A 17,859-nucleotide genomic window follows, 5' to 3' on the forward strand; every position below is an offset into this window, starting at 1 on the left:
GCCAAGGACTTCAAGGGCTTCATGGCCGCGGTGAAGGCCAGCCCGGGCAAGTACTCCTTTGCCACCTCCGGCACGGGCGGCATTGGGCACCTGCAGATGGAACTGTTCAAGTCGCTCTCGGGCCTGGAGCTCGAACACATCGGCTACAAGGGTGCAGGCCCGGCCCTCAACGACGCGGTGGCCGGCCAGGTGCCCATGATCTTCGACAACCTGCCCTCGGCCCTGCCCTTCATCAAGGAAAAGCGCCTGGTCGCGATTGCCGTGGCCGCGCCGCAGCGCCTGCCCTCGCTGCCCGATGTGCCGACCTTCAAGGAAGTCGGCTTCGAGCCGGTGAACCGCATGGCCTTCTATGGCATCCACGGCCCCAAGAACCTGCCACCGGCCGTGGTGGAACGCATCTCGCAAGCCGTGCGCAAGACGCTGGAAGACCCGGCCGTGAAGAAGCGCATCGAAGAGACCGGCTCGCTGGTGGTGGGCAACACCCCCCAGGAGTTCACGGCCCAGACCAAGGCCGAATTCGAGTTGTACAAGGGCGTGGTCGCCAAGCAAAAGCTCAAGCTGGAGTAATTCTGCGGCAGGGCGGCCATCGCCCTGCCCGCCTGCACCAGAAGCCCGCCCGCGCCATCCCGGCGCCGGCGGGTTTGCCATTTCAACGGGGGGCGGACGCTGGCACCCAGGCCACCCAGGGCGCCAGCAGCCGCGGCTTCCAGGCCAGGGTGAAGGCAATGGTCAGCGCCGAGCCGGCCAGCACCATGAACCAGACCAGTGAGGCCATGGAGCCATGGTCCACCGACAGGCACACCGCCAGCGAGGCGGCCACCACGGCAGAGCCCAGCCAGCGCAGCAGCACCACGGTGCCGCGCGCCAGCGGCGCCGGCCCGCGCACCTGCTCCCAGTGCACATCCATCGACAGGGCCAGCCAGGCCAGGCCGGTCAGGTTGGCCAGCAGGGCCACGCCATAGAGCAGCGCATCAGGCATGGGCGGCCTCCGGTGCGGCACCGCCCGCCGTGGCGGCACCCAGGGCGCGGCGCTTGAGGCGGCGCGCCGCCAGCACGGCCAGGGCCGCGGCAGACAGCAGCGCCAGGTCCACCCCGGCCACCGGCCAGTAGCCGTTGACCATGGTGCGCAGCAGGTGGTCGCCCGTGGGCAGCCAGTTGAGCAGCACGGCCGCCACGGCCAGCACGGCGGCGGCCCAGCACTGCTCGGCCCAGGCGGGCGACATGCGCCCCTCGGCCATGGGCGTGGTGCGCCAGATGGCGTGCGCGCAGGCCAGCACCCAGGCGCCCCAGAAGATGGTCTGCTCCACGCTGCCGCGGGCCGGCAGGTCGGTGGGCAGCAGGCGGTTGCCGATCAGCATGGTGAAGGTGGCGATCAGCATGCCCGTGACGGTGGTGACCGCGAAGGCGTCCACCCAGCGCGCACCGCTCACGCCCTGCTTGGCGTGGTTGCGCTTGCGCTTTTCGACGAAGAAGATGAAGCCCGTGGCGATGCACACGCAACCCGACAGGCCGCCCAGCACATACAGCCAGCGCAGCAGCCAGTGGCGAAAGTGCTGCAGGTGCAACCCGGTGAGGAAGTTGTTGATGCCGGCCACCACGGTGACGGGCGGGTCTTCGCGGATCAGCTCACCCGTCGATCCCTTGAAATGCATGCCTTCGCCCGTGAGCGTCACGCGGTCGGTGCCGGCGCGGTACACGCTGACGTAGGCATTGGCATCGCCCACGTGCTGCACGGCCAGAAAGCCCACGTCCCCCGCCATGCCCTTGGCGGCCCAGCGGCGCTGGGCCTCGGCCACCATGGCGTCCACCGATGCGAGGGTGGCAGGCACGCCGGCCTTCTCGTGCGGCAGGCCGGTCTCCTTGGCTTCGTGCTTTTCGTGCAGTTCGTGCAGGGGGTCGAGCTGGGTGTGCGTGACCGGGAAGTAGATGCCCCCGAAGATCACCAGGCCCGACAGCGCGAAGATGAAGTGGAATGGCAGCGCCACCACGCCCGTGAGGTTGTGCAGGTCCAGCGCGCTGCGCTGGGTGTGCTTCCTGGGACGGAAGGTGAACAGCTCGCGGAAGATCTTGCGGTGCATGACCACGCCGCTGACCAGCGCCACCATCATGATGAGCGCGGAAAAGCCCACGATCCAGTAGCCCAGGTTCTTCCACTCCAGGTGCAGGCTGTAGTGCAGCGGGTAGAAGAACTGGCTGCCGATCTTGAGGTGGTCGTCGGGCAGCGACGCGCCGCTGCGCGGGTCGATGGTGCGGATGCCGAAGATCTCGTCGTCCTTGTTCTTGGCATTGGGCAGTTCGTGGCCCGAGAAGATGCCCAGCACCGGGTCGCGGTGGGTGGTGTAGGCACCCCAGCGCTTGACCGGAAAGGTCTCCGCCATGGTGCCGTTCACGCGGCTGCGCGCCTGCTCGATGGCCTCAGGCGTGGGTTTCAGGTCCTGGAACACGGGCAAGAGGATCTTGTCGAACGAGGGCATGGGCTGCGGCTCGAAGCGCGTGTCCGGGATGGCCCAGCGGTCGATCTCGCGGTCGAACACCGAGAGCGAGCCGAAGAAGAACACCACCATGAGCACGAAGCCCAGCACCAGGCCGAACCAGGTGTGCAGCCAGGCCATGGTCAGCCGGAAATTTTGGAACATCGACAGGTCTCCTGGTGCGCTGCCCCCTGCCCCGGGACCGCGCAGCGAAAAAAGATCAGAGCAAGGCCTTCTGGACCAGCGACGCAGCCCCGGCCATCAGGGCGCCGCCACCGGCCAGCACCAGCCATGCGCGCACCAGGCTGGCAGCGCAGAACGCCCACAGGAATGCCACCAGCAGCACGATGAAGCCCAGGATGTAGCTCAGCGCCTCGGCATCATGGAACGGCATGCCCGCCGCGAACATGGTCCCCACGACCAGCGCGATGAATCCCCAGGTGAAGGCGTAGCTGCCCAGCGTGCCGGCGGCGATGCGCGAGACGACGTGCAGGCGGGAAGCGGAACTTGTGGCCATGGATGAAACAATGGAGCGACGATTGAATGCGAGTGATTTGCAATTATGCAACGCCGCCCGGGTAACCCCTTGGTATGTAGGGACTGCTGCCCAGCACTGTCCACTGCGCAACACTCCGGCTCTGACATTTCGTCACATCTAGGCCAATGCGGAGCACAATGCTTGCAACGCAGCACCCGCGGCCTGACCCTGAAGGATGCCCTCGCTCTCCATGCACAGTATTTCCTCCGAGAAAGTCGTCGACCTGCTGCTCGACGCCGTCTGCATCGTGGACTCCGACAGCCGCGTGCTGTTCGTGAGTCCGGCCTTCGAACGCATCTTCGGCTACCGGCCCGACGAAGCCATGGGCCTGCGCATGCTTGACCTGGTGCACCCCGAAGACCGTGGAATCACCGAGCGCCAGGCCAGGTCGATCATGGCGGGGGAGCTGCAGCTGCACTTCGAGAACCGCTATGTGCGCAAGGACGGGCGTATCGCGCACATCCGCTGGACGGCGCGCTGGCTCGAAGAGCGGCAGGTGCGGCTGGCCGTGGCCCACGACATCACCGAGCGCAAGAACACCGAGTCGATGCAGGCGGCGATCTATGCGATCTCGGAGGCCGCGCACACCGCCAAGGACCTCCTCGCTCTGTTCGAGCACACCCACCGCATCATCGGACAGCTGCTGGCGGCCATGAACTTCGCGGTGGTGCTGTACGACGCCGACAGGGGCCTGCTGAGCTATCCCTACCATGTGGACGAGCGGCACCCCTGCCCCGGCCCCCGCACCCTGGACGAGGACGCCCTGTGCGCCCAGGTCATCCGCACCGGCCAGGCGCTGCTGCTGACACCGGGCGAGACCACCGTGGCGCGCGGCGCAGGCGCACCTCTGTTCTGGCTGGGCGCCCCCCTGCTCACGCACAACGGAACCATCGGCGCCCTGGTGCTGCAGGGCTACACCGAGCATGCACCCTATACCGACAGGGACAGGGAGCTGCTGCAGTTCGTCTCCACCCAGGTCGCGGCGGCCATCGAGCGCAAGCAGATGCACGAGCGCCTGGCCCGCATGGCGCAGTACGACCAGCTCACGCAACTGCCCAACCGCCAGCTGTTCCGCGACCGCCTGAAGACCGCGCTGGCCCGGGCGCGGCGAGAGCAGGGCCTGCTGGCACTGCTGTTCATCGACCTGGACCGCTTCAAGGACGTGAACGACACCCTGGGCCACGCCATGGGCGACCTGCTGCTGCAGGGCGTGGCCCAGCGCCTGCTGCAGTGCGTGCGCGGCTCGGACACGGTGGCCCGCATCGGTGGCGACGAGTTCGTGGTGCTGCTCGAAGGCTGCCAGACCCGCGAACATGCCCATGCCGTGGCCGGCAAGATCCTGGCGGCCTTCGGCCCCGCGTTCGACCTGGCCGGGCTGCCCGTGCCGATGCAGCCCAGCATCGGCATGGCGCTCTACCCCGAGCATGGCGAGGGGGAAGACCTCCTGCTGGGCCATGCGGACGCGGCCATGTACACGGCCAAGAAAGGCGGCGGCAACCAGGTGTACACGGCAGCGCCCCTGCCCGGCCCTGCGGGCTGACCGTCCTCTCCCGAGCAGGCGGGAAATCGCACAGAATGCCGGCCATGCAGCCCCTGCCCAGGCCTTCTCCAGCGCCCGCCCCCGACGCCGTCGTCGAAATCATGGAATACGACCCAGGCTGGCCCGGCATGTTCCACGCCGAGCAGCGATTGCTGGTGGAGGTGCTCGCGCCTTGGCTGGCGGGTCCCGTGGAGCACATCGGCAGCACGGCCGTGCCGGGCCTGGCGGCCAAGCCGGTGATCGACATCATGGCGCCAGTGCACAGCCTCGCCGGATCGATGGCAGCCCTGGATGCAGCCGGTGCGCTGGGCTATCTGTACCACCCCTACAAGCCCGGGCAGATGCACTGGTTCTGCAAGCCCAGCCCGGCCCACCGCACCCACCACCTGCACCTGGTGCCACTGGGCAGCGCCCTGTGGCACCAGCGGCTGGCGTTCCGCGATGCGCTGCGCGGCAGCGCCGAACTGGCTGCGCGCTACGCCGTGCTGAAGCGGGGGCTGGCGGCACAGTACCGCCATGACAGAGAAGGCTACACCGAGGCCAAGGGCGCTTTCATCGCAGAGGTGCTGGGCGGGGTGTAATCCCCTCCCTGGGGACGGCCTACCAGCGGGCTGGCGTCCGGACCCGCACAATCGGGCCACTACAACCCTTGCCGGGCCCCACGCCCCACACCCTTGCCATGCTGTACGCCGCGCTCAAGTTCGTTCATGTCCTGTCCCTCATCGTCTGGATCGGCGGCATGGTCTTCGCCCATTTCTTCCTGCGCCCGGCCACGCTGTCGCTGGAGCCCCCGCAGCGCCTCAAGCTGATGCACGAGGTGCTGCAGCGCTTCTTCGCAGCCGTGTCGGTCGCGGTGATTCTGGTGCTGGGCTCGGGGCTGTGGATGATCGGCAACGTGGCGCGCGCCGCTGCGCAGTCGGGCGGCAAGTTCTCCATGCCGCTGTCGTGGACCCTCATGGCCACCATCGGCCTGGTGATGGTGGCCATCTTCGGCCACATCCGCTTTGCGCTGTTCAAGCGCCTGCGCGTGGCGGTGGCGGCCAGCGACTGGCCTGCGGGCGGCAAGGCGATGGCCTCCATCCGCACGCTGGTGGGCATCAATCTGGCGCTGGGCGTGCTCACCGTGGCGGTGGTCTTCCTGCTCCCCGTGTGACCACCCGCTGGCTCAGGGCGCCAGCAGGTGCATGGAATGCGCGGCCTGCAGCACCAAGAGGGCCGACAGCAGCGCAGGCGGCATCACCACCAGCCCGAGCTTGAGGAACTGCCAGGCGCCCACGTGCAGGCCCTCGCGCCGCAGGGCGGACAGCCACAGGATGGTGGCCAGGGAGCCCGTGACCGACAGGTTGGGCCCCAGGTCGATGCCGATCAGCGCGGCCGCCCGCACGGTGCCTGATGCGGAAGCGGCGTCGAGCGAGGCGCCCGCCAGCAGGCCCGCGGGCAGATTGTTGACCAGATTGGCCGCCACGCCGAGCAGCGCGCCCAGCACCGTGCCCGCGCCCTGCGGCCAGGCGGCAGCGGCCTGGCGCAGCACGCTGGCCAGCAGCCCCACCACGCCCGTGTGCTCCAGCGCCTGGACGAAGACGAACAGGCCCGCCACCAGAGGCATCACATCCCAGGACACGGAGCGCAGCGCCTGCCAGGGCGCGCGCCCGCAGGCAAAGGCCAGCAGTGCCAGCGTGGCCAGGGCCGCACCCAGCGTGGGCCAGCCCAGGGGAATGCGCAGCCAGGCGCAGCCCACCAGCACCAGCACCGACACGGCCAGGCCGCCGGCGGCCACGCGCCCGCCCAGGCCCAGGGGGTGCTCGGGCACGGTGGTGGCAATGGTTTCGGGGATGGTGGATCGCAGAACCCAGCGCAGCGCCACATAGGTCACGGCGATGGAGGCCAGCGAAGGCAGCGCAAACAGCGCCAGCCAGTGCGCCAGCGAGGGCATGCCGCTGCCCCAGACCACCAGGTTGGCCGGGTTGGAGATCGGCAGCACGAAGCTGGCCGCATTGGCGATGAAGGCGCAGATGAACAGATAGGGCAGCGGCGAGGCGCCCACCGCGCGTGCCACGGCGAACACGGCCGGGGTCAGCACCACGGCGGTGGCATCGTTGGACAGGAACACCGTGACCAGGGTGCCCACCGCGTACACCCACACAAACAGGCGCGTGCCCGAGCCCCGGGCCTGCCTGGCCGCCAGGGTGGCCAGCCAGTCGAACACGCCCTCGCGCCGGGCCAGTTCGGACAGCAGCATCATGCCGGCCAGGAACAGGTAGACATCGTACCCGCGCATCACGCCCTCCCAGGCCTGCGCGGGGCTGATGAAGCCCAGGGCCAGCAGCGCGAGGGCGCCGGCCACGGCCCAGATTGCCTCGGGCAGGCGGAAAGGCCGCACGATGACGGCTGCGGTGGCCACGCCGATGATGGCCCAGGTCCAGGGGGCGGCGGCCGTCATGCGGCAAAGCCGCCAGCGGGGCGGACCAGGTTACGGAAGATCGCAGCAGTTACAGGGAGGCATTGCATGGGGGCGGATTCTATGCAGTGCCGAGGCAGCGCAGCCTGCCGCAATGCCCCTCTTGGTGCGGCGGATCACATGGGGCGCTTACCATGTGGTCAAAAGGGCGTGCCCGCAAGCGCCCCCTTTTCAAGGAGTCATGACTTTGTTCGGTTTTTTTGAGAAACGCGTAGCCCCCTACCCCGCCGAAGAACCCCATCTCCCGCCCAAAGGCTTCCTGGCCTTCGTGTGGCACTGCGCGCAAGGCATGCAAGGCCATGTGCTGGCGATGGCCGCCCTGTCGGCGGCCATTGCAGTCTACGAGGCGCTGCTCTTTGCCGTGCTGGGCCGGGTGGTGGACTGGCTCGGGAGCGTCGCGCCCGCCGACCTGTGGGCGCAACGCCGTACGGAACTCATCAGCATCATGGTACTGCTGCTGGCCTCGATCGCACTGGTGGCCCTGCAGACCAGCGTCAAGCACCAGGTGCTGGCCATCAACTTCCCGCTGCGCCTGCGCTGGAACTTCCACCGGCTGATGCTGGGCCAGAGCATGGCCTTCTATGCCGACGAGTTCGCGGGCCGCATCACCACCAAGATCATGCAGACCGCGCTGGCGGTGCGCGACATGATCTTCACCACCACCGACGTGGTGGTGGGCATGGGCGTGTACCTGGTGACCATCCTGGCGCTGCTGGCGGGCTTCGATGCGCGCCTGCTGCTGCCCTTTGCGCTGTGGATGGTGGCCTACGGCCTGGCCTGCTGGTACTTCGTGCCGCGCCTGGGCAAGGTGGGCAAGGCGCAGGCGGACGCGCGCTCGGCCATGACCGGGCGCATCACCGACGCCTATACCAACATCGCCACCGTCAAGCTGTACTCGCACACGCGGCGCGAGTCGGAGTTCGCGCGCGCCGCCATGGACGCCTTCAAGCTCACGGGCTATGCCCAGATGCGCCTGGTGAGCCAGTTCGAGATCGTGAACCACATCCTGGTGGTGGGCATGATCCTCGGGGCCTGCGGCACGGCGCTGTGGCTGTGGTCGCTGGGCGAGGTGGGCGCGGGCGCCGTGGCCGCCGTGACGGCGATGACGCTGCGCGTGTCGGGCCATGCCCACTGGGTGATGTGGGAGATGACCACGCTGTTCGAGAGCGTAGGCACCATCCAGGACGGCATCAACACGCTGACGCGCCCGCGCGCCGTGGTGGACGCGCCCGATGCGAGACCGCTGCAGGTGACGCGGGGCGAGGTGAAGTTCGAGGCCGCGACCTTTGCCTATGGCAATGGCCGGCCGGTGATCGACGACCTGAACCTGACCATCCGCCCGGGCGAGAAGATCGGGCTGATCGGGCGCTCCGGCGCCGGCAAGTCCACCTTGGTCAACCTGCTCTTGCGCTTTCACGACGTGCGCTCGGGCCGGGTGCTGATCGACGGGCAGGATATTGCCCATGTCACGCAGGACAGCCTGCGCCGCTCCATCGGCATGGTGACGCAGGACACCTCGCTGCTGCACCGCTCCATGCGCGACAACATCCTCTATGGCCGCCCCGATGCGAACGAAGAGGACCTGCAGGCCGCGGCGAAGCGGGCCGAGGCGGCGGACTTCATCGCCAGCCTGACCGACCTGCAGGGCCGCAGCGGCTTCGACGCGCACGTGGGCGAGCGCGGCGTGAAGCTCTCGGGCGGGCAGCGCCAGCGCGTGGCGATCGCGCGCGTGATGCTCAAGGACGCGCCCATCCTGCTGCTGGACGAGGCCACCAGCGCCCTGGACTCCGAAGTGGAAGCCGCCATCCAGCAAAGCCTGGACGGGCTGATGCAGGGCAAGACCGTGATCGCGATTGCCCACCGCCTGTCCACCATCGCCGCCATGGACCGGCTGATCGTGCTGGATGCCGGCCGCATCGTGGAGGAAGGCACGCACGCGCAGCTGCTGGCATTGGGCGGCGTGTATGCCCGGCTGTGGGGGCACCAGAGCGGCGGCTTTCTGGGCGAGACCGAGGACGAGGGAAGCGCGCTGATGCCTGGGTGACAGGCGCGGGCGCGCCTGTCACCCAGGCGGCTGCCCGCAGCCACCGCACCCCCTAACGTGCAGGCCTGGGCGCGTCATCCAGACGGCCATTGCAAAAGAGAGGACCTGCTGCATGATCAAGATCACCGCCCTGTACCGCTGGCACGAAGGCGCGCGCTTCGACCACGACTACTACCACGGCGAGCACATGCGCATCGCGCGCGAGGCCCTGGGCCCGCTGGGCCTGGTGCGGCTGGAGAGCGACCGCGTGATGTACCCCGGCCCGCCGCGCCCGGGCCAAGTGGTGGCGCTGACCCATGCCTTCTTCGATACGGCGGAACAGGCCCAGGCCGCAGCGCAGAAGACGGCCCCGGCGCTGACCGCCGATATCCCCAACTACACCGACATCAAGCCCGAGTCGTACATGGCGCAGATGAAGGCGCACCCGTTGGGGGCCTGAGCCTACATGCCGCGCCGCTCCTTGGCGCGGTAGACCTCGATGGCGCCCACAGACCCTGCCTGGTTGCCCCAGCTGTTGCGCACGAAGGTGGCGACGGCGGCCACGTCTTCGTCGCCCAGCACATGGCGGAACGGCGGCATGCCATGCGGGCGCGGGTTGCCGGCCGTGGCCGGCAGGTAGCCGCCCTGCAGCACCACGCGCACCAGGTTGGTGGTGTCGGCCAGTAGCACGGCGCGGTTGCCCGCCAGGGGCGGAAACGCCCCGGGATGCCCCTGGCCCTGGTCGCCGTGGCATTGGGCGCACTGCTGCTCGTACACCTTGGCGCCGCGCGCCATGGCAAATGCGACGGGTGGTGCGGCAGGCGGCGGCACCACGGTGTGCTGCGGCAGGTCCTGCAAGTAGACCGCCATGGCGCGGGCATCGGCGTCGCTGAGGTACTGGGTGCTGCGGAACACCACCTCGGCCATGGGGCCCATGACCGAGCCGTGGGGTGCTGTGCCCGTCTTGAGCAGGGCCACCACGTCTTCCAGCGGCCACTCCTTCACACCGGCCTCGGCCGCGGCATTGAGTGCCGGGGCATACCAGTTCTGCACCGGGATCAGGCCGCCGTTGAAGGCCAGGGCTTCCGTGGTGGCGCCCAGGGCATTGCGCGGGGTGTGGCAGGCCGTGCAGTGGCCCAGGCCGTTGACCAGGTAGGCACCGCGGTTGTACTCGGCGGTCTGGGTCGGGGCTACCACGGGCGCGCCCGGTGCGAAGAACAGCGCCCGCCACACGGCCAGCGCGGCCTGCGTGCTGTAGGGAAAGCGCAGCGCATGCGGCCGGTTGGGCTCGGCCACGGCGGGCTGGCTCTGCAGGTAGGCGTAGATGGCGTCCGAATCCTCGCGCGTGACCTGGGTGTAGTTGGGGTAGGGAAACGCCGGGTACAGCAGGCGCCCGTCGCGCGAGCGGCCGTGGTGCATGGCGCGCCAGAACTCGGCCGACGACCACTGGCCGATGCCGTGGGCCTTGTCGGGTGTGAGGTTGGAGCTGTGCACCACGCCGAACGGCGTCTCGATGCCGCGCCCGCCCGCAAACGCCGCCCCGCCCTGCGTGGTGTGGCAGGCCATGCAGTTGCCCACGCGCGCCAGGTATTCGCCGCGGGCCACCAGCTCGGGGCGGGAGGAGAAGGCCTCGGGCGCGGAGGGCAGCGGCTCCTCGCCGCGCAGGTTCAAGGTGATCACGGCCGCGGCGGCAATGCCCAGCGCGGCCAGGGCGGAAGAAATGGACCAGAGGATGGTGCGTGCCTTCATGTTCGCAACCCTCCCTCAACGCCCTGCCACCGGTACGCCATCGACGCCACCGCAGCGCACCGGCATGGCCCCCGTGAGGCGCGCGGCGGGTTTGCCGCCGCCGGGCACGGGCTGGGCCGCAAGCCATGCGGACACGGCGCTCACGTCCTCGGGCGTGAGCTGGCGCGCGATGTCGGCCATGCAGTCGGGCGCATGGGCGCGGCGCTGGCCGGTCTTCCAGGCGCCGAGCTGGCTGTTGAGGTAGTCGCGCGGCAGGCCCAGCAGGCCGGGGATGAAGGGGTTGACCCCGGTCATGGCCGGGCCATGGCACTGCACGCAGGCGGGGATATTGCGCGCCGCATCGCCCTGCTGCACCAGCAGGCGGCCACGCTCCAGCGCGGCAGGCGGCGCCTGGGGCGCGGGTGGCGGCGGGTAGGGCAACTCCAGCGCGGCGAAGTGCGCGGCCATCTCGCGCAGGTAGTCGTCCGTCAGGTGCTCGATCAGGCTGGTCATCTGCGGGTAGCTGCGCCGGCCCTCGCGGAAGTTGAGGAGCTGGTTGGCCAGGTAACCGGCCGGCTTGCCGGCGATGCGCGGAAAGTAGCCCTCCTGGGTGGCCCGGCCTTCCTTGCCGTGGCAGGTGACACAGGCCAGCACGCGCGGCGCCATGCCGCTGGCGATGGAAGTGGCGGCCACAGGGGCCGGTGGGGTCGCCGGTTGCGCAGCCGCACAGCCCAGGCTGGCGGCCATCCACAGCGGGACTACAACGGGACGCAGCAGGCTGCGCAAACGATCGATCATGGGGGGCGACTTCTTTTGAGGACTGCAACGCACTCTACGCCTGCCCTCAAAAACAGTACAGATTCAGTTTATTGTTAAAAATACGGATCAGTTTGTACTAGATCAAAATCGTCTTTGTATGAAACGTTACGAACGCCACGCCGATGCCATCGCCCAGCTCATCCACAGCGGTGCGCTGCGCCCCGGCGACCGCGTGCCCTCGGTGCGCGAGTCCAGCCGCACCCGGGGCATCAGCCCGTCCACGGTGTTCGAGGCCTACTACCTGCTGGAGGCGCAGGGCCTGATCCACGCGCGCCCTCGCTCGGGCTACTACGTGAGCGCCCCTTTGCCCATGGCCGGGCAGACGCCCCCGGCCGAGCCTCTGCCCTCGCAGCCGGCCAGCGGCTCCACGGGCGTGGCCATCAGCGACCTGGTCTTCGAGGTGCTGGGCTCGGCGCGCGAGCGCGACCTGGTGCCGTTGGGCTCGGCCTTTCCGGGGCTGGAGCTGTTCCCCTTTGATCGGCTGGCGCGCTGCCTGTCGGGAGGCATGCGCCGGCTCGACCCCTGGAGCATCGTGCAGAGCCTGCCGCCAGGGGACGAGCGGCTGCGCCAGCAGATCGCGCTGCGCTATGGCCTGCACGGCACGGCGGTGGACATGGGCGAGCTGATCGTGACCAACGGCGCCATGGAGGCGCTGAACCTCTGCCTGGAGGCCGTGACGCAGCCGGGCGACATCGTGGTGGTGGAGTCGCCCACCTTCTACGCCGCCCTGCAGGCGCTGGAGCGGCTGAACCTGAAGGCCGCGGAGGTGGCAACCCACCCGCGTGAGGGCATCGATCTGGCCGCACTGGCCGAGGCCCTGGCGCGCCACCCGGTCAAGGCCTGCTGGCTGATGCCGAGCTTTCAGAACCCGCTGGGCAGCCTGATGCCCGAGGGCCGCAAGCGCGAACTGGTGGCCCTGCTCGCGCGCCACCAGGTGCCGCTGGTCGAGGACGACGTGTATGGTGAACTGCACTTTGGCCCCGAGCGCCCGCCCCCGGCCAAGGCCTTCGACACCCAGGGCCTGGTGATGCACTGCAGCTCCTTCAGCAAATGCCTGGCGCCCGGCTACCGCGTGGGCTGGGTGGCGGCAGGCCGCTTTGCCACCGCCGTGCAGCGCCTGAAGCTCATGACCACGCTGGCCGCAGCCGTGCCATCGCAGCAGGCGCTGTCCGAATACCTGGCCCAGGGCGGCTACGACCGGCACCTGCGCCAATTGCGGCGCAGCCTGGCGCGGCAGCAGGAGCGCGCGCTGGCCGCCATTGCACGGCATTTTCCGGCCGGCACCCGGGTGTCACGGCCCGAGGGCGGGTACTTTCTGTGGGTGGAGCTGCCGGCAACGGTCAACGCCCTCACCCTGCACCGCCAGGCGCTGGCCCAGGGCATCAGCCTGGCACCGGGGCAGATCTTCTCGGCCGACCAGCGCTTTGCGCACTGCGTGCGCATCAACTACGGGCATCCGGCGCAGCAGCGCTTCGAGGAGGCGCTGGCCACCGTGGGGCAGTTGGCAGAGAAGCTGGCGCGGGGCCGCTGAGACGCACGGGCGCGGCATTCCGGTGCCGCCCCACCCTGGGGGAAACCCTGGAGATGAGTCCTTGCAGTTTGCTGACAGAACCGCGCAGCGTTGGATACACCCAACTTCGGGTTCGCCCCTCTTCTGGCATGGCTATTGCACGGCATACTGAGCGCCGCCCGGCTTGCGCCCCCCTTCAACAGGGCCGGCCACACCTTCACCACCGCCCACCATGCCACCACCCCAGCGTGTCCCGATCCTGACCGTGGAAGACGAAGACGACTGGATCGTCTCGTTTGCGTTCGGCCCCCAGGGCACCGACCGCCTGACGCTCAAGCGCACCCCCCGCCTGGAGTTCATGCTGCGGCCCGAGCAGCGTGGCGTATTCGTCGGCCTGGGCATGGGCGGGCGCCCGGCCCCGCTGGTGGCCGTGCAATGGGGCACCAGCAGCGTGGACGTGGTCTCCACCGAGCGCCGCTACAGCCTGGACATCAGCAAGGTGGACGGCAACCTGCTCAATGCCGCGTTGCACGTGCTGGGCAAGATGAATTTCGACCAGCGGTTCCAGCTGGCAGGGGTGCGTTGAGGCGGGCAGCGGCGCCATCCTGGGCCATCGACCCCTGCGCCGCTATGCCCCCTTGAGCCGAAAACGCGCCACCACCTCGGTCAGGCGCCCCGCCTGATCGCGCAGCGATTCCGATGCGGCAGCCGACTCCTCCACCAAGGCGGCATTCTGCTGCGTCATGCCGTCGAGCTGTGCAATGGCGGTGTTGACCTCGCCCACGCTCTGGCTTTGCTCCTCAATGGCGCTGGCAATCTCACCGATGAGGTGGCTCACGCGCTGCACCGAGCCCACCACCTTGTCCATGGTATCGCCCGCCTCGCCCACCAGCCTGGCGCCGCCTTCGACCTGGTCGACCGAGCTCACGATCAGTTGCTTGATCTCGCGCGCCGCCTGCGCGCTGCGCTGTGCCAGCGTGCGCACTTCGGTGGCCACCACGGCAAAGCCGCGGCCCTGCTCGCCCGCGCGCGCCGCCTCCACGGCCGCGTTGAGCGCCAGGATGTTGGTCTGGAAGGCAATGCCGTCGATGACGCCGATGATGTCGCCGATCTTGCGCGACGAGGTCTGGATGCCGTCCATGGTGTTCACCACGCGCGCCACCACCTCGCCGCCCGCCACCGCCACCTCGGACGCTGCCGACGCCAGTTGGCGCGCCTGCTGGGCCGATGCCGAGCTCTGGCGCACGGTATCGGTCACCTGCTGCAGTGCGGCCGAGGTCTGCTCGATGCTGGCCGCCGCCGCTTCGGTGCGCACCGACAGGTCGTGCCCGCCGCTGCTCACCTCCTGGCTGGCCACGGAGATGCTGTCGGCGCTGCGCCGCACATCGGTGACCGAAGCGTTCAACGCATCCTGCATGCGCGCCAGGGCCCGCAGCAGATCGCCCAGCTCGTCGCCGCGCGTGGAGCGCAACTCGCCGGTCAGGTCGCCATCGGCAATGCGGTCGGCGGTGCTGGCGGCAAAGCTCAGCGGCACGGTGAGCGAGCGCGTGAGCAGCCAGCCCACGGCCGCGCCCATGGCCAGGGCCGCGCCCATCATCAGCCAGATGCCCCAGAGCACGGTGCGGTAACTCTGCGCGCCGGCCAAGCTGGCCTGCTCCACGCCCGCATCGTTCACCGTGCCCAGCTTGCCGATGGCATCCGTGGTAGAGCGAAAGGCCACGCGCGAATCGCCGCGCAGGTAGGCCATGGCATCTTCGGTCTTGCCCTCGCGCAGCAGGGCCAGCAGCTTGCCCTGGGTGTCCTTGTAGCGGCCCACGGTGGTCTTGAAGGCCTCGAAGAGCTGCTTTTCCTCGCCGTCGGAGAGCGTGCCGGCATAGGCGTCGAGCAGCCGGGGCACCAGGGTCCATTGCTTGTCGATGCGCGCGCTTTCGTCCTGGATGGTCTTGGCGTCGCCGCCCAGCATCATCTGCAGCTCGGCACGGCGCATCTGGTTGAGCGCTTCGTTCAGGCCGGCAAGCTGCTGCGTGCTCGGCAGCCAGTTGGTGGCCAAATCGACCACGCTGCCCTGCACCCGATTGACCCGGTTCACCGCAAACAGGCCCATGGCCAGCACCAGCAGCAACAACAGGCCAAAACCCAGGCCCAGACGCAAACCGACACGCAGATTCGACAGGGGCATGCTCGTCTCCCGAAAGGTGGACGTGAAAAGCCCGGTGGTCGTTCCGGGCTCAGGGAACCGTGTTCGGACCAATATAGTTCATCGGCGGCAAATGTGCCAATTTGTAATGAAATGCCATGCGCAGGCTACTGCGGCAACTCCCGGATCACCCGGCAGGGGTTGCCCGCCGCCAGCACGCGGGGCGGCACATCGCGCGTGACCACGCTGCCCGCGCCGATCACGGCCCCATCGCCGATCGTCACACCAGGGCAGATGATGGCGCCGCCGCCGATCCACACGTCCTCGCCAATGGTCACGGGCAGGCATTGCTCGGTGCCCGTGGCGCGCTCGGCGGGCGACAGGGGGTGCGTTGCGGTGTAGATCTGCACCCCGGGCGCGCACAGGGTGCGCGCACCGATGCGCACCGGTGCACCATCGAGCACCACGCAGTCGAAGTTGAAGTAGGCGCCCTCGCCCAACGTGATGTTGTAGCCGTAGTCGCAGTGGAACGGCGGTGTGATCTGCACGCTGGCCGGCTGGCCCGGCAGCAGCTGCGACTGCAGCGCCTGCAGGCCCGCCGCATCGCCGGGCGCGGCGTGGTTGAGGGCATGGCACAGCCCGCGGGCACGCAGGCGGTCGGCCACCAGTTCGGGGTCGGCGGCCTGGTACAGGGCGCCGGCGATCATCTTGTCTTTTTCAGAAGCCATGGGGCATTCTCGCCCCGGCACTCAAGCCCTCGCGCCTGCCAGGGCCGTCCACTTGCGTTCGCTGCGCGCAGACTCGATCACCCGCTCGATGAAGCGCACGCCGCGCGCGCCATCTTCCACGCGCGGATAGTCGGCCGCCAGCGGGTCGGCCGGCTGGCCGGCTGCATGGGCGCGGATGTCGGCCGCCACACCCAGATACACGTTGGCAAAGGCCTCGATGAAGGCCTCGGGGTGACCCGAAGGGATGCGGCCTGCCTGCAGCGCCGAGGGGCTGAGCCAGGGCGCGCCGCGCGTGAGGATGCGGCGCGGCCCATCCACCGGCGAGTGCACCAGGTGGTTGGGGTCCTCCTGCCGCCAGGTGATGGTGCCCAGCGTGCCCGAGACCTGCAGGCGCAAATCGTTCTCCAGCCCCGCGGCCACCTGCGATGCCACGATCACACCGCGCGCGCCATTGGCGTAGCGCAGCAGCATCTGCGTGTCGTCGTCGAGCCGGCGGCCCGCACCGAAGGCGGTGAGGTCGGCGCACAGCCATTCGGGCTCCATGCCGGTCACGGTGGCGGCCAGGTTCTCGGCATGCGAGCCGATGTCGCCCATGGTGCCGACCGCGCCGCTGCGTGCAGGGTCAAGCCGCCAGTCGGCCTGCTTGTTGCCGCCGCCCTCTTCCACCGCCGTGGCCAGCCAGCCCTGGTTGTATTCGACGGTGACCTTGCGCAGCGTGCCCAGCGCACCGCTGTGCACCAGGTGGCGCGCCTCGCGCACCATGGGGTAGCCGGTGTAGTTGTAGGTCACGCCGAACACGGTACCGGCCTGCCGCACGGCGGCCACCAATTCGTCGGCCTGGGCGCTGGTGTGCACCAGCGGCTTGTCGCACACCACATGGAAGCCCGCCTGCACAAAGGCCAGCGCCACCGGGTGGTGCACAGGATTGGGGGTGACGATGCTCACCAGGTCGAGGCGCTCGCCCGGCGGGCGGCGCAGTTCGTCGGCCAGCAGATCCTGCCAGCTGCCGTGGTTGCGGCCGTCGGCCAGGCCCAGGGCGGCGCCCGAGGCGCGGGCCCGCTCGGGCGATGAAGACAGCGCACCGGCGACCAGCTCGAACTGCCCGTCCAGCGCCATGGCCTTGCGGTGCACGGCACCGATGAAGGCGCCATTGCCGCCGCCCACCATGGCATAGCGCAGCTTGCGTTCAGAGGACATGAAAAACCTTATTGCTGTTACTTCGGTTGTTCTTCCCGGGCGAAGACGGCGTCGAAGGCGCCCGCCGCCGGCTTGAAGTCGAGCCGCTTGCAGAAGGCCGCGCTCTCGGTGGCCCCGTGCACGCGGTCCATGCGGCTGTCCTCCCACTCCACGGAGAGGGGCCCCTGGTAGCCGATGTCGTTGAGGGCGACGATGATGGATTCGAAATCGATCATGCCGCGGCCCACGCTGCGGAAGTCCCAGTTCCGGCGCGCATCGCCAAAGCTGGTGTGCCCGCCGAACACGCCCACCGTGCCGTCGCCCTTGCCCCACCACACGTCCTTCATGTGGGCGTTGTAGATGCGGTCGGCAAACTGGCGGATGAGCTTCACATAGTCCACGCCCTGGTAGGCCAGGTGGCTCGGGTCGTAGTTGAAGCCGAAGCGCCGGTGGCCCTTGACGGCCGCAATGGCGCGCTCGGCCGATGCGATGTCGAAGGCGATCTCGGTGGGATGCACTTCGAGCGCGAAGTTGATGTCATGCTCCTCGAACACGTCGAGGATGGGGCCGAAGCGCTGGGCGAAGTCGGCGAAGCCCTTGTCCCAATACGCCTGGCTGGTGGGCGGGAAGGCATAGATGGCGTGCCATACCGAAGAACCCGTGAAGCCCGTGACGGTCTTCACGCCGAACTTCGCCGCTGCGCGCGCCGTGTCGGCCAGCTCGCTGGCCGC

General features: G+C 69.1%; 18 protein-coding genes. 8 read left to right on the forward strand and 10 right to left on the reverse strand.

From position 1 onward, the window contains the following. A partial coding sequence (locus tag ACK59X_RS08905) for a tripartite tricarboxylate transporter substrate-binding protein (protein WP_409956605.1) occupies positions 1-567 on the forward strand: 567 nt, incomplete at its 5' end. A gap of 82 nt (positions 568-649) precedes the next feature. On the opposite strand, the gene ACK59X_RS08910 is transcribed toward ACK59X_RS08905, so the two are convergent. The 3 genes from ACK59X_RS08910 to ACK59X_RS08920 are packed head-to-tail and all read right to left on the reverse strand — an operon-like array spanning position 650 to position 2,988. Next, entirely contained in the window at positions 650-979 is a 330-nt protein-coding gene (locus ACK59X_RS08910; RefSeq protein WP_409956607.1) for a DUF3325 domain-containing protein, read from the reverse strand. Then, positions 972-2,636, reverse strand: a complete 1,665-nt coding sequence (locus tag ACK59X_RS08915) for a PepSY-associated TM helix domain-containing protein (RefSeq protein WP_409956609.1) — start codon at positions 2,634-2,636, stop codon at positions 972-974. Before ACK59X_RS08915 ends, ACK59X_RS08910 begins: the two co-directional genes overlap by 8 nt. 55 nt (positions 2,637-2,691) lie before the next feature. Beyond that, entirely contained in the window at positions 2,692-2,988 is a 297-nt protein-coding gene (locus ACK59X_RS08920) for an iron uptake protein (RefSeq protein WP_409956611.1), read from the reverse strand. Between the two features lie 211 nt (positions 2,989-3,199). Here ACK59X_RS08920 and ACK59X_RS08925 point away from each other — a divergent pair, with 211 nt between their 5' ends. From ACK59X_RS08925 to ACK59X_RS08935, 3 genes are all read left to right on the forward strand, one after another. Continuing rightward, positions 3,200-4,549, forward strand: a complete 1,350-nt coding sequence (locus tag ACK59X_RS08925; RefSeq protein WP_409956613.1) for a diguanylate cyclase domain-containing protein — start codon at positions 3,200-3,202, stop codon at positions 4,547-4,549. Between the two features lie 44 nt (positions 4,550-4,593). Next, a complete protein-coding gene (locus ACK59X_RS08930; protein WP_409956615.1) occupies positions 4,594-5,130 on the forward strand; it encodes a GrpB family protein in 537 nt (178 codons plus the stop codon). Positions 5,131-5,228: 98 nt separating this feature from the next. Beyond that, a complete protein-coding gene (locus tag ACK59X_RS08935; RefSeq protein ID WP_409956617.1) occupies positions 5,229-5,702 on the forward strand; it encodes a CopD family protein in 474 nt (157 codons plus the stop codon). Between the two features lie 12 nt (positions 5,703-5,714). Here ACK59X_RS08935 and ACK59X_RS08940 read toward each other — a convergent pair whose 3' ends face one another. After that, entirely contained in the window at positions 5,715-6,989 is a 1,275-nt protein-coding gene (locus ACK59X_RS08940; RefSeq protein ID WP_409956619.1) for an arsenic transporter, read from the reverse strand. 205 nt (positions 6,990-7,194) lie between these two features. Between ACK59X_RS08940 and ACK59X_RS08945 the strand changes: the two genes are divergently transcribed. Continuing rightward, complete coding sequence (locus tag ACK59X_RS08945) at positions 7,195-9,051, forward strand: ABC transporter ATP-binding protein (protein ID WP_409956621.1); 1,857 nt, start codon at positions 7,195-7,197, stop codon at positions 9,049-9,051. Positions 9,052-9,163: 112 nt separating this feature from the next. Continuing rightward, positions 9,164-9,490: an EthD family reductase gene (locus ACK59X_RS08950; RefSeq protein WP_409956623.1), complete on the forward strand. Its 327-nt coding sequence runs from the start codon at positions 9,164-9,166 to the stop codon at positions 9,488-9,490. A gap of 2 nt (positions 9,491-9,492) precedes the next feature. On the opposite strand, the gene ACK59X_RS08955 is transcribed toward ACK59X_RS08950, so the two are convergent. Both ACK59X_RS08955 and ACK59X_RS08960 read right to left on the reverse strand, forming a co-directional pair. Next, positions 9,493-10,779, reverse strand: coding sequence for a c-type cytochrome (locus tag ACK59X_RS08955; protein WP_409956625.1), 1,287 nt, complete (start codon positions 10,777-10,779; stop codon positions 9,493-9,495). 15 nt (positions 10,780-10,794) lie between these two features. Beyond that, positions 10,795-11,556: a c-type cytochrome gene (locus ACK59X_RS08960; protein WP_409956627.1), complete on the reverse strand. Its 762-nt coding sequence runs from the start codon at positions 11,554-11,556 to the stop codon at positions 10,795-10,797. Positions 11,557-11,674: 118 nt separating this feature from the next. Here ACK59X_RS08960 and ACK59X_RS08965 point away from each other — a divergent pair, with 118 nt between their 5' ends. After that, the gene (locus tag ACK59X_RS08965) at positions 11,675-13,108 is read left to right on the forward strand and encodes a PLP-dependent aminotransferase family protein (RefSeq protein WP_409956629.1); all 1,434 of its coding nucleotides are present in this window, start codon (positions 11,675-11,677) and stop codon (positions 13,106-13,108) included. 211 nt (positions 13,109-13,319) lie between these two features. Then, positions 13,320-13,673, forward strand: coding sequence for a hypothetical protein (locus tag ACK59X_RS08970; RefSeq protein ID WP_409956631.1), 354 nt, complete (start codon positions 13,320-13,322; stop codon positions 13,671-13,673). A 42-nt stretch (positions 13,674-13,715) separates the two neighbouring features. Here the strand turns inward: ACK59X_RS08970 and ACK59X_RS08975 are convergent, their stop codons facing one another. From ACK59X_RS08975 to ACK59X_RS08990, 4 genes are all read right to left on the reverse strand, one after another. After that, positions 13,716-15,266 carry a methyl-accepting chemotaxis protein gene (locus tag ACK59X_RS08975; RefSeq protein WP_409956633.1) on the reverse strand — a complete coding sequence of 517 codons (1,551 nt, stop codon included), beginning with the start codon at positions 15,264-15,266 and terminating at the stop codon, positions 13,716-13,718. Between the two features lie 125 nt (positions 15,267-15,391). Further along, complete coding sequence (locus tag ACK59X_RS08980) at positions 15,392-15,952, reverse strand: sugar O-acetyltransferase (protein WP_409956635.1); 561 nt, start codon at positions 15,950-15,952, stop codon at positions 15,392-15,394. A gap of 21 nt (positions 15,953-15,973) precedes the next feature. Beyond that, positions 15,974-17,149 (reverse strand): Gfo/Idh/MocA family protein, encoded by a 1,176-nt coding sequence (locus tag ACK59X_RS08985; RefSeq protein WP_409956637.1) that lies wholly within the window; start codon positions 17,147-17,149, stop codon positions 15,974-15,976. Positions 17,150-17,166: 17 nt separating this feature from the next. Continuing rightward, a partial coding sequence (locus tag ACK59X_RS08990; protein ID WP_409956638.1) for a sugar phosphate isomerase/epimerase family protein occupies positions 17,167-17,859 on the reverse strand: 693 nt, incomplete at its 5' end.

Origin of the sequence: Acidovorax sp. (genome assembly GCF_046339755.1) — a bacterium.
GTDB lineage: Bacteria > Pseudomonadota > Gammaproteobacteria > Burkholderiales > Burkholderiaceae_C > Acidovorax.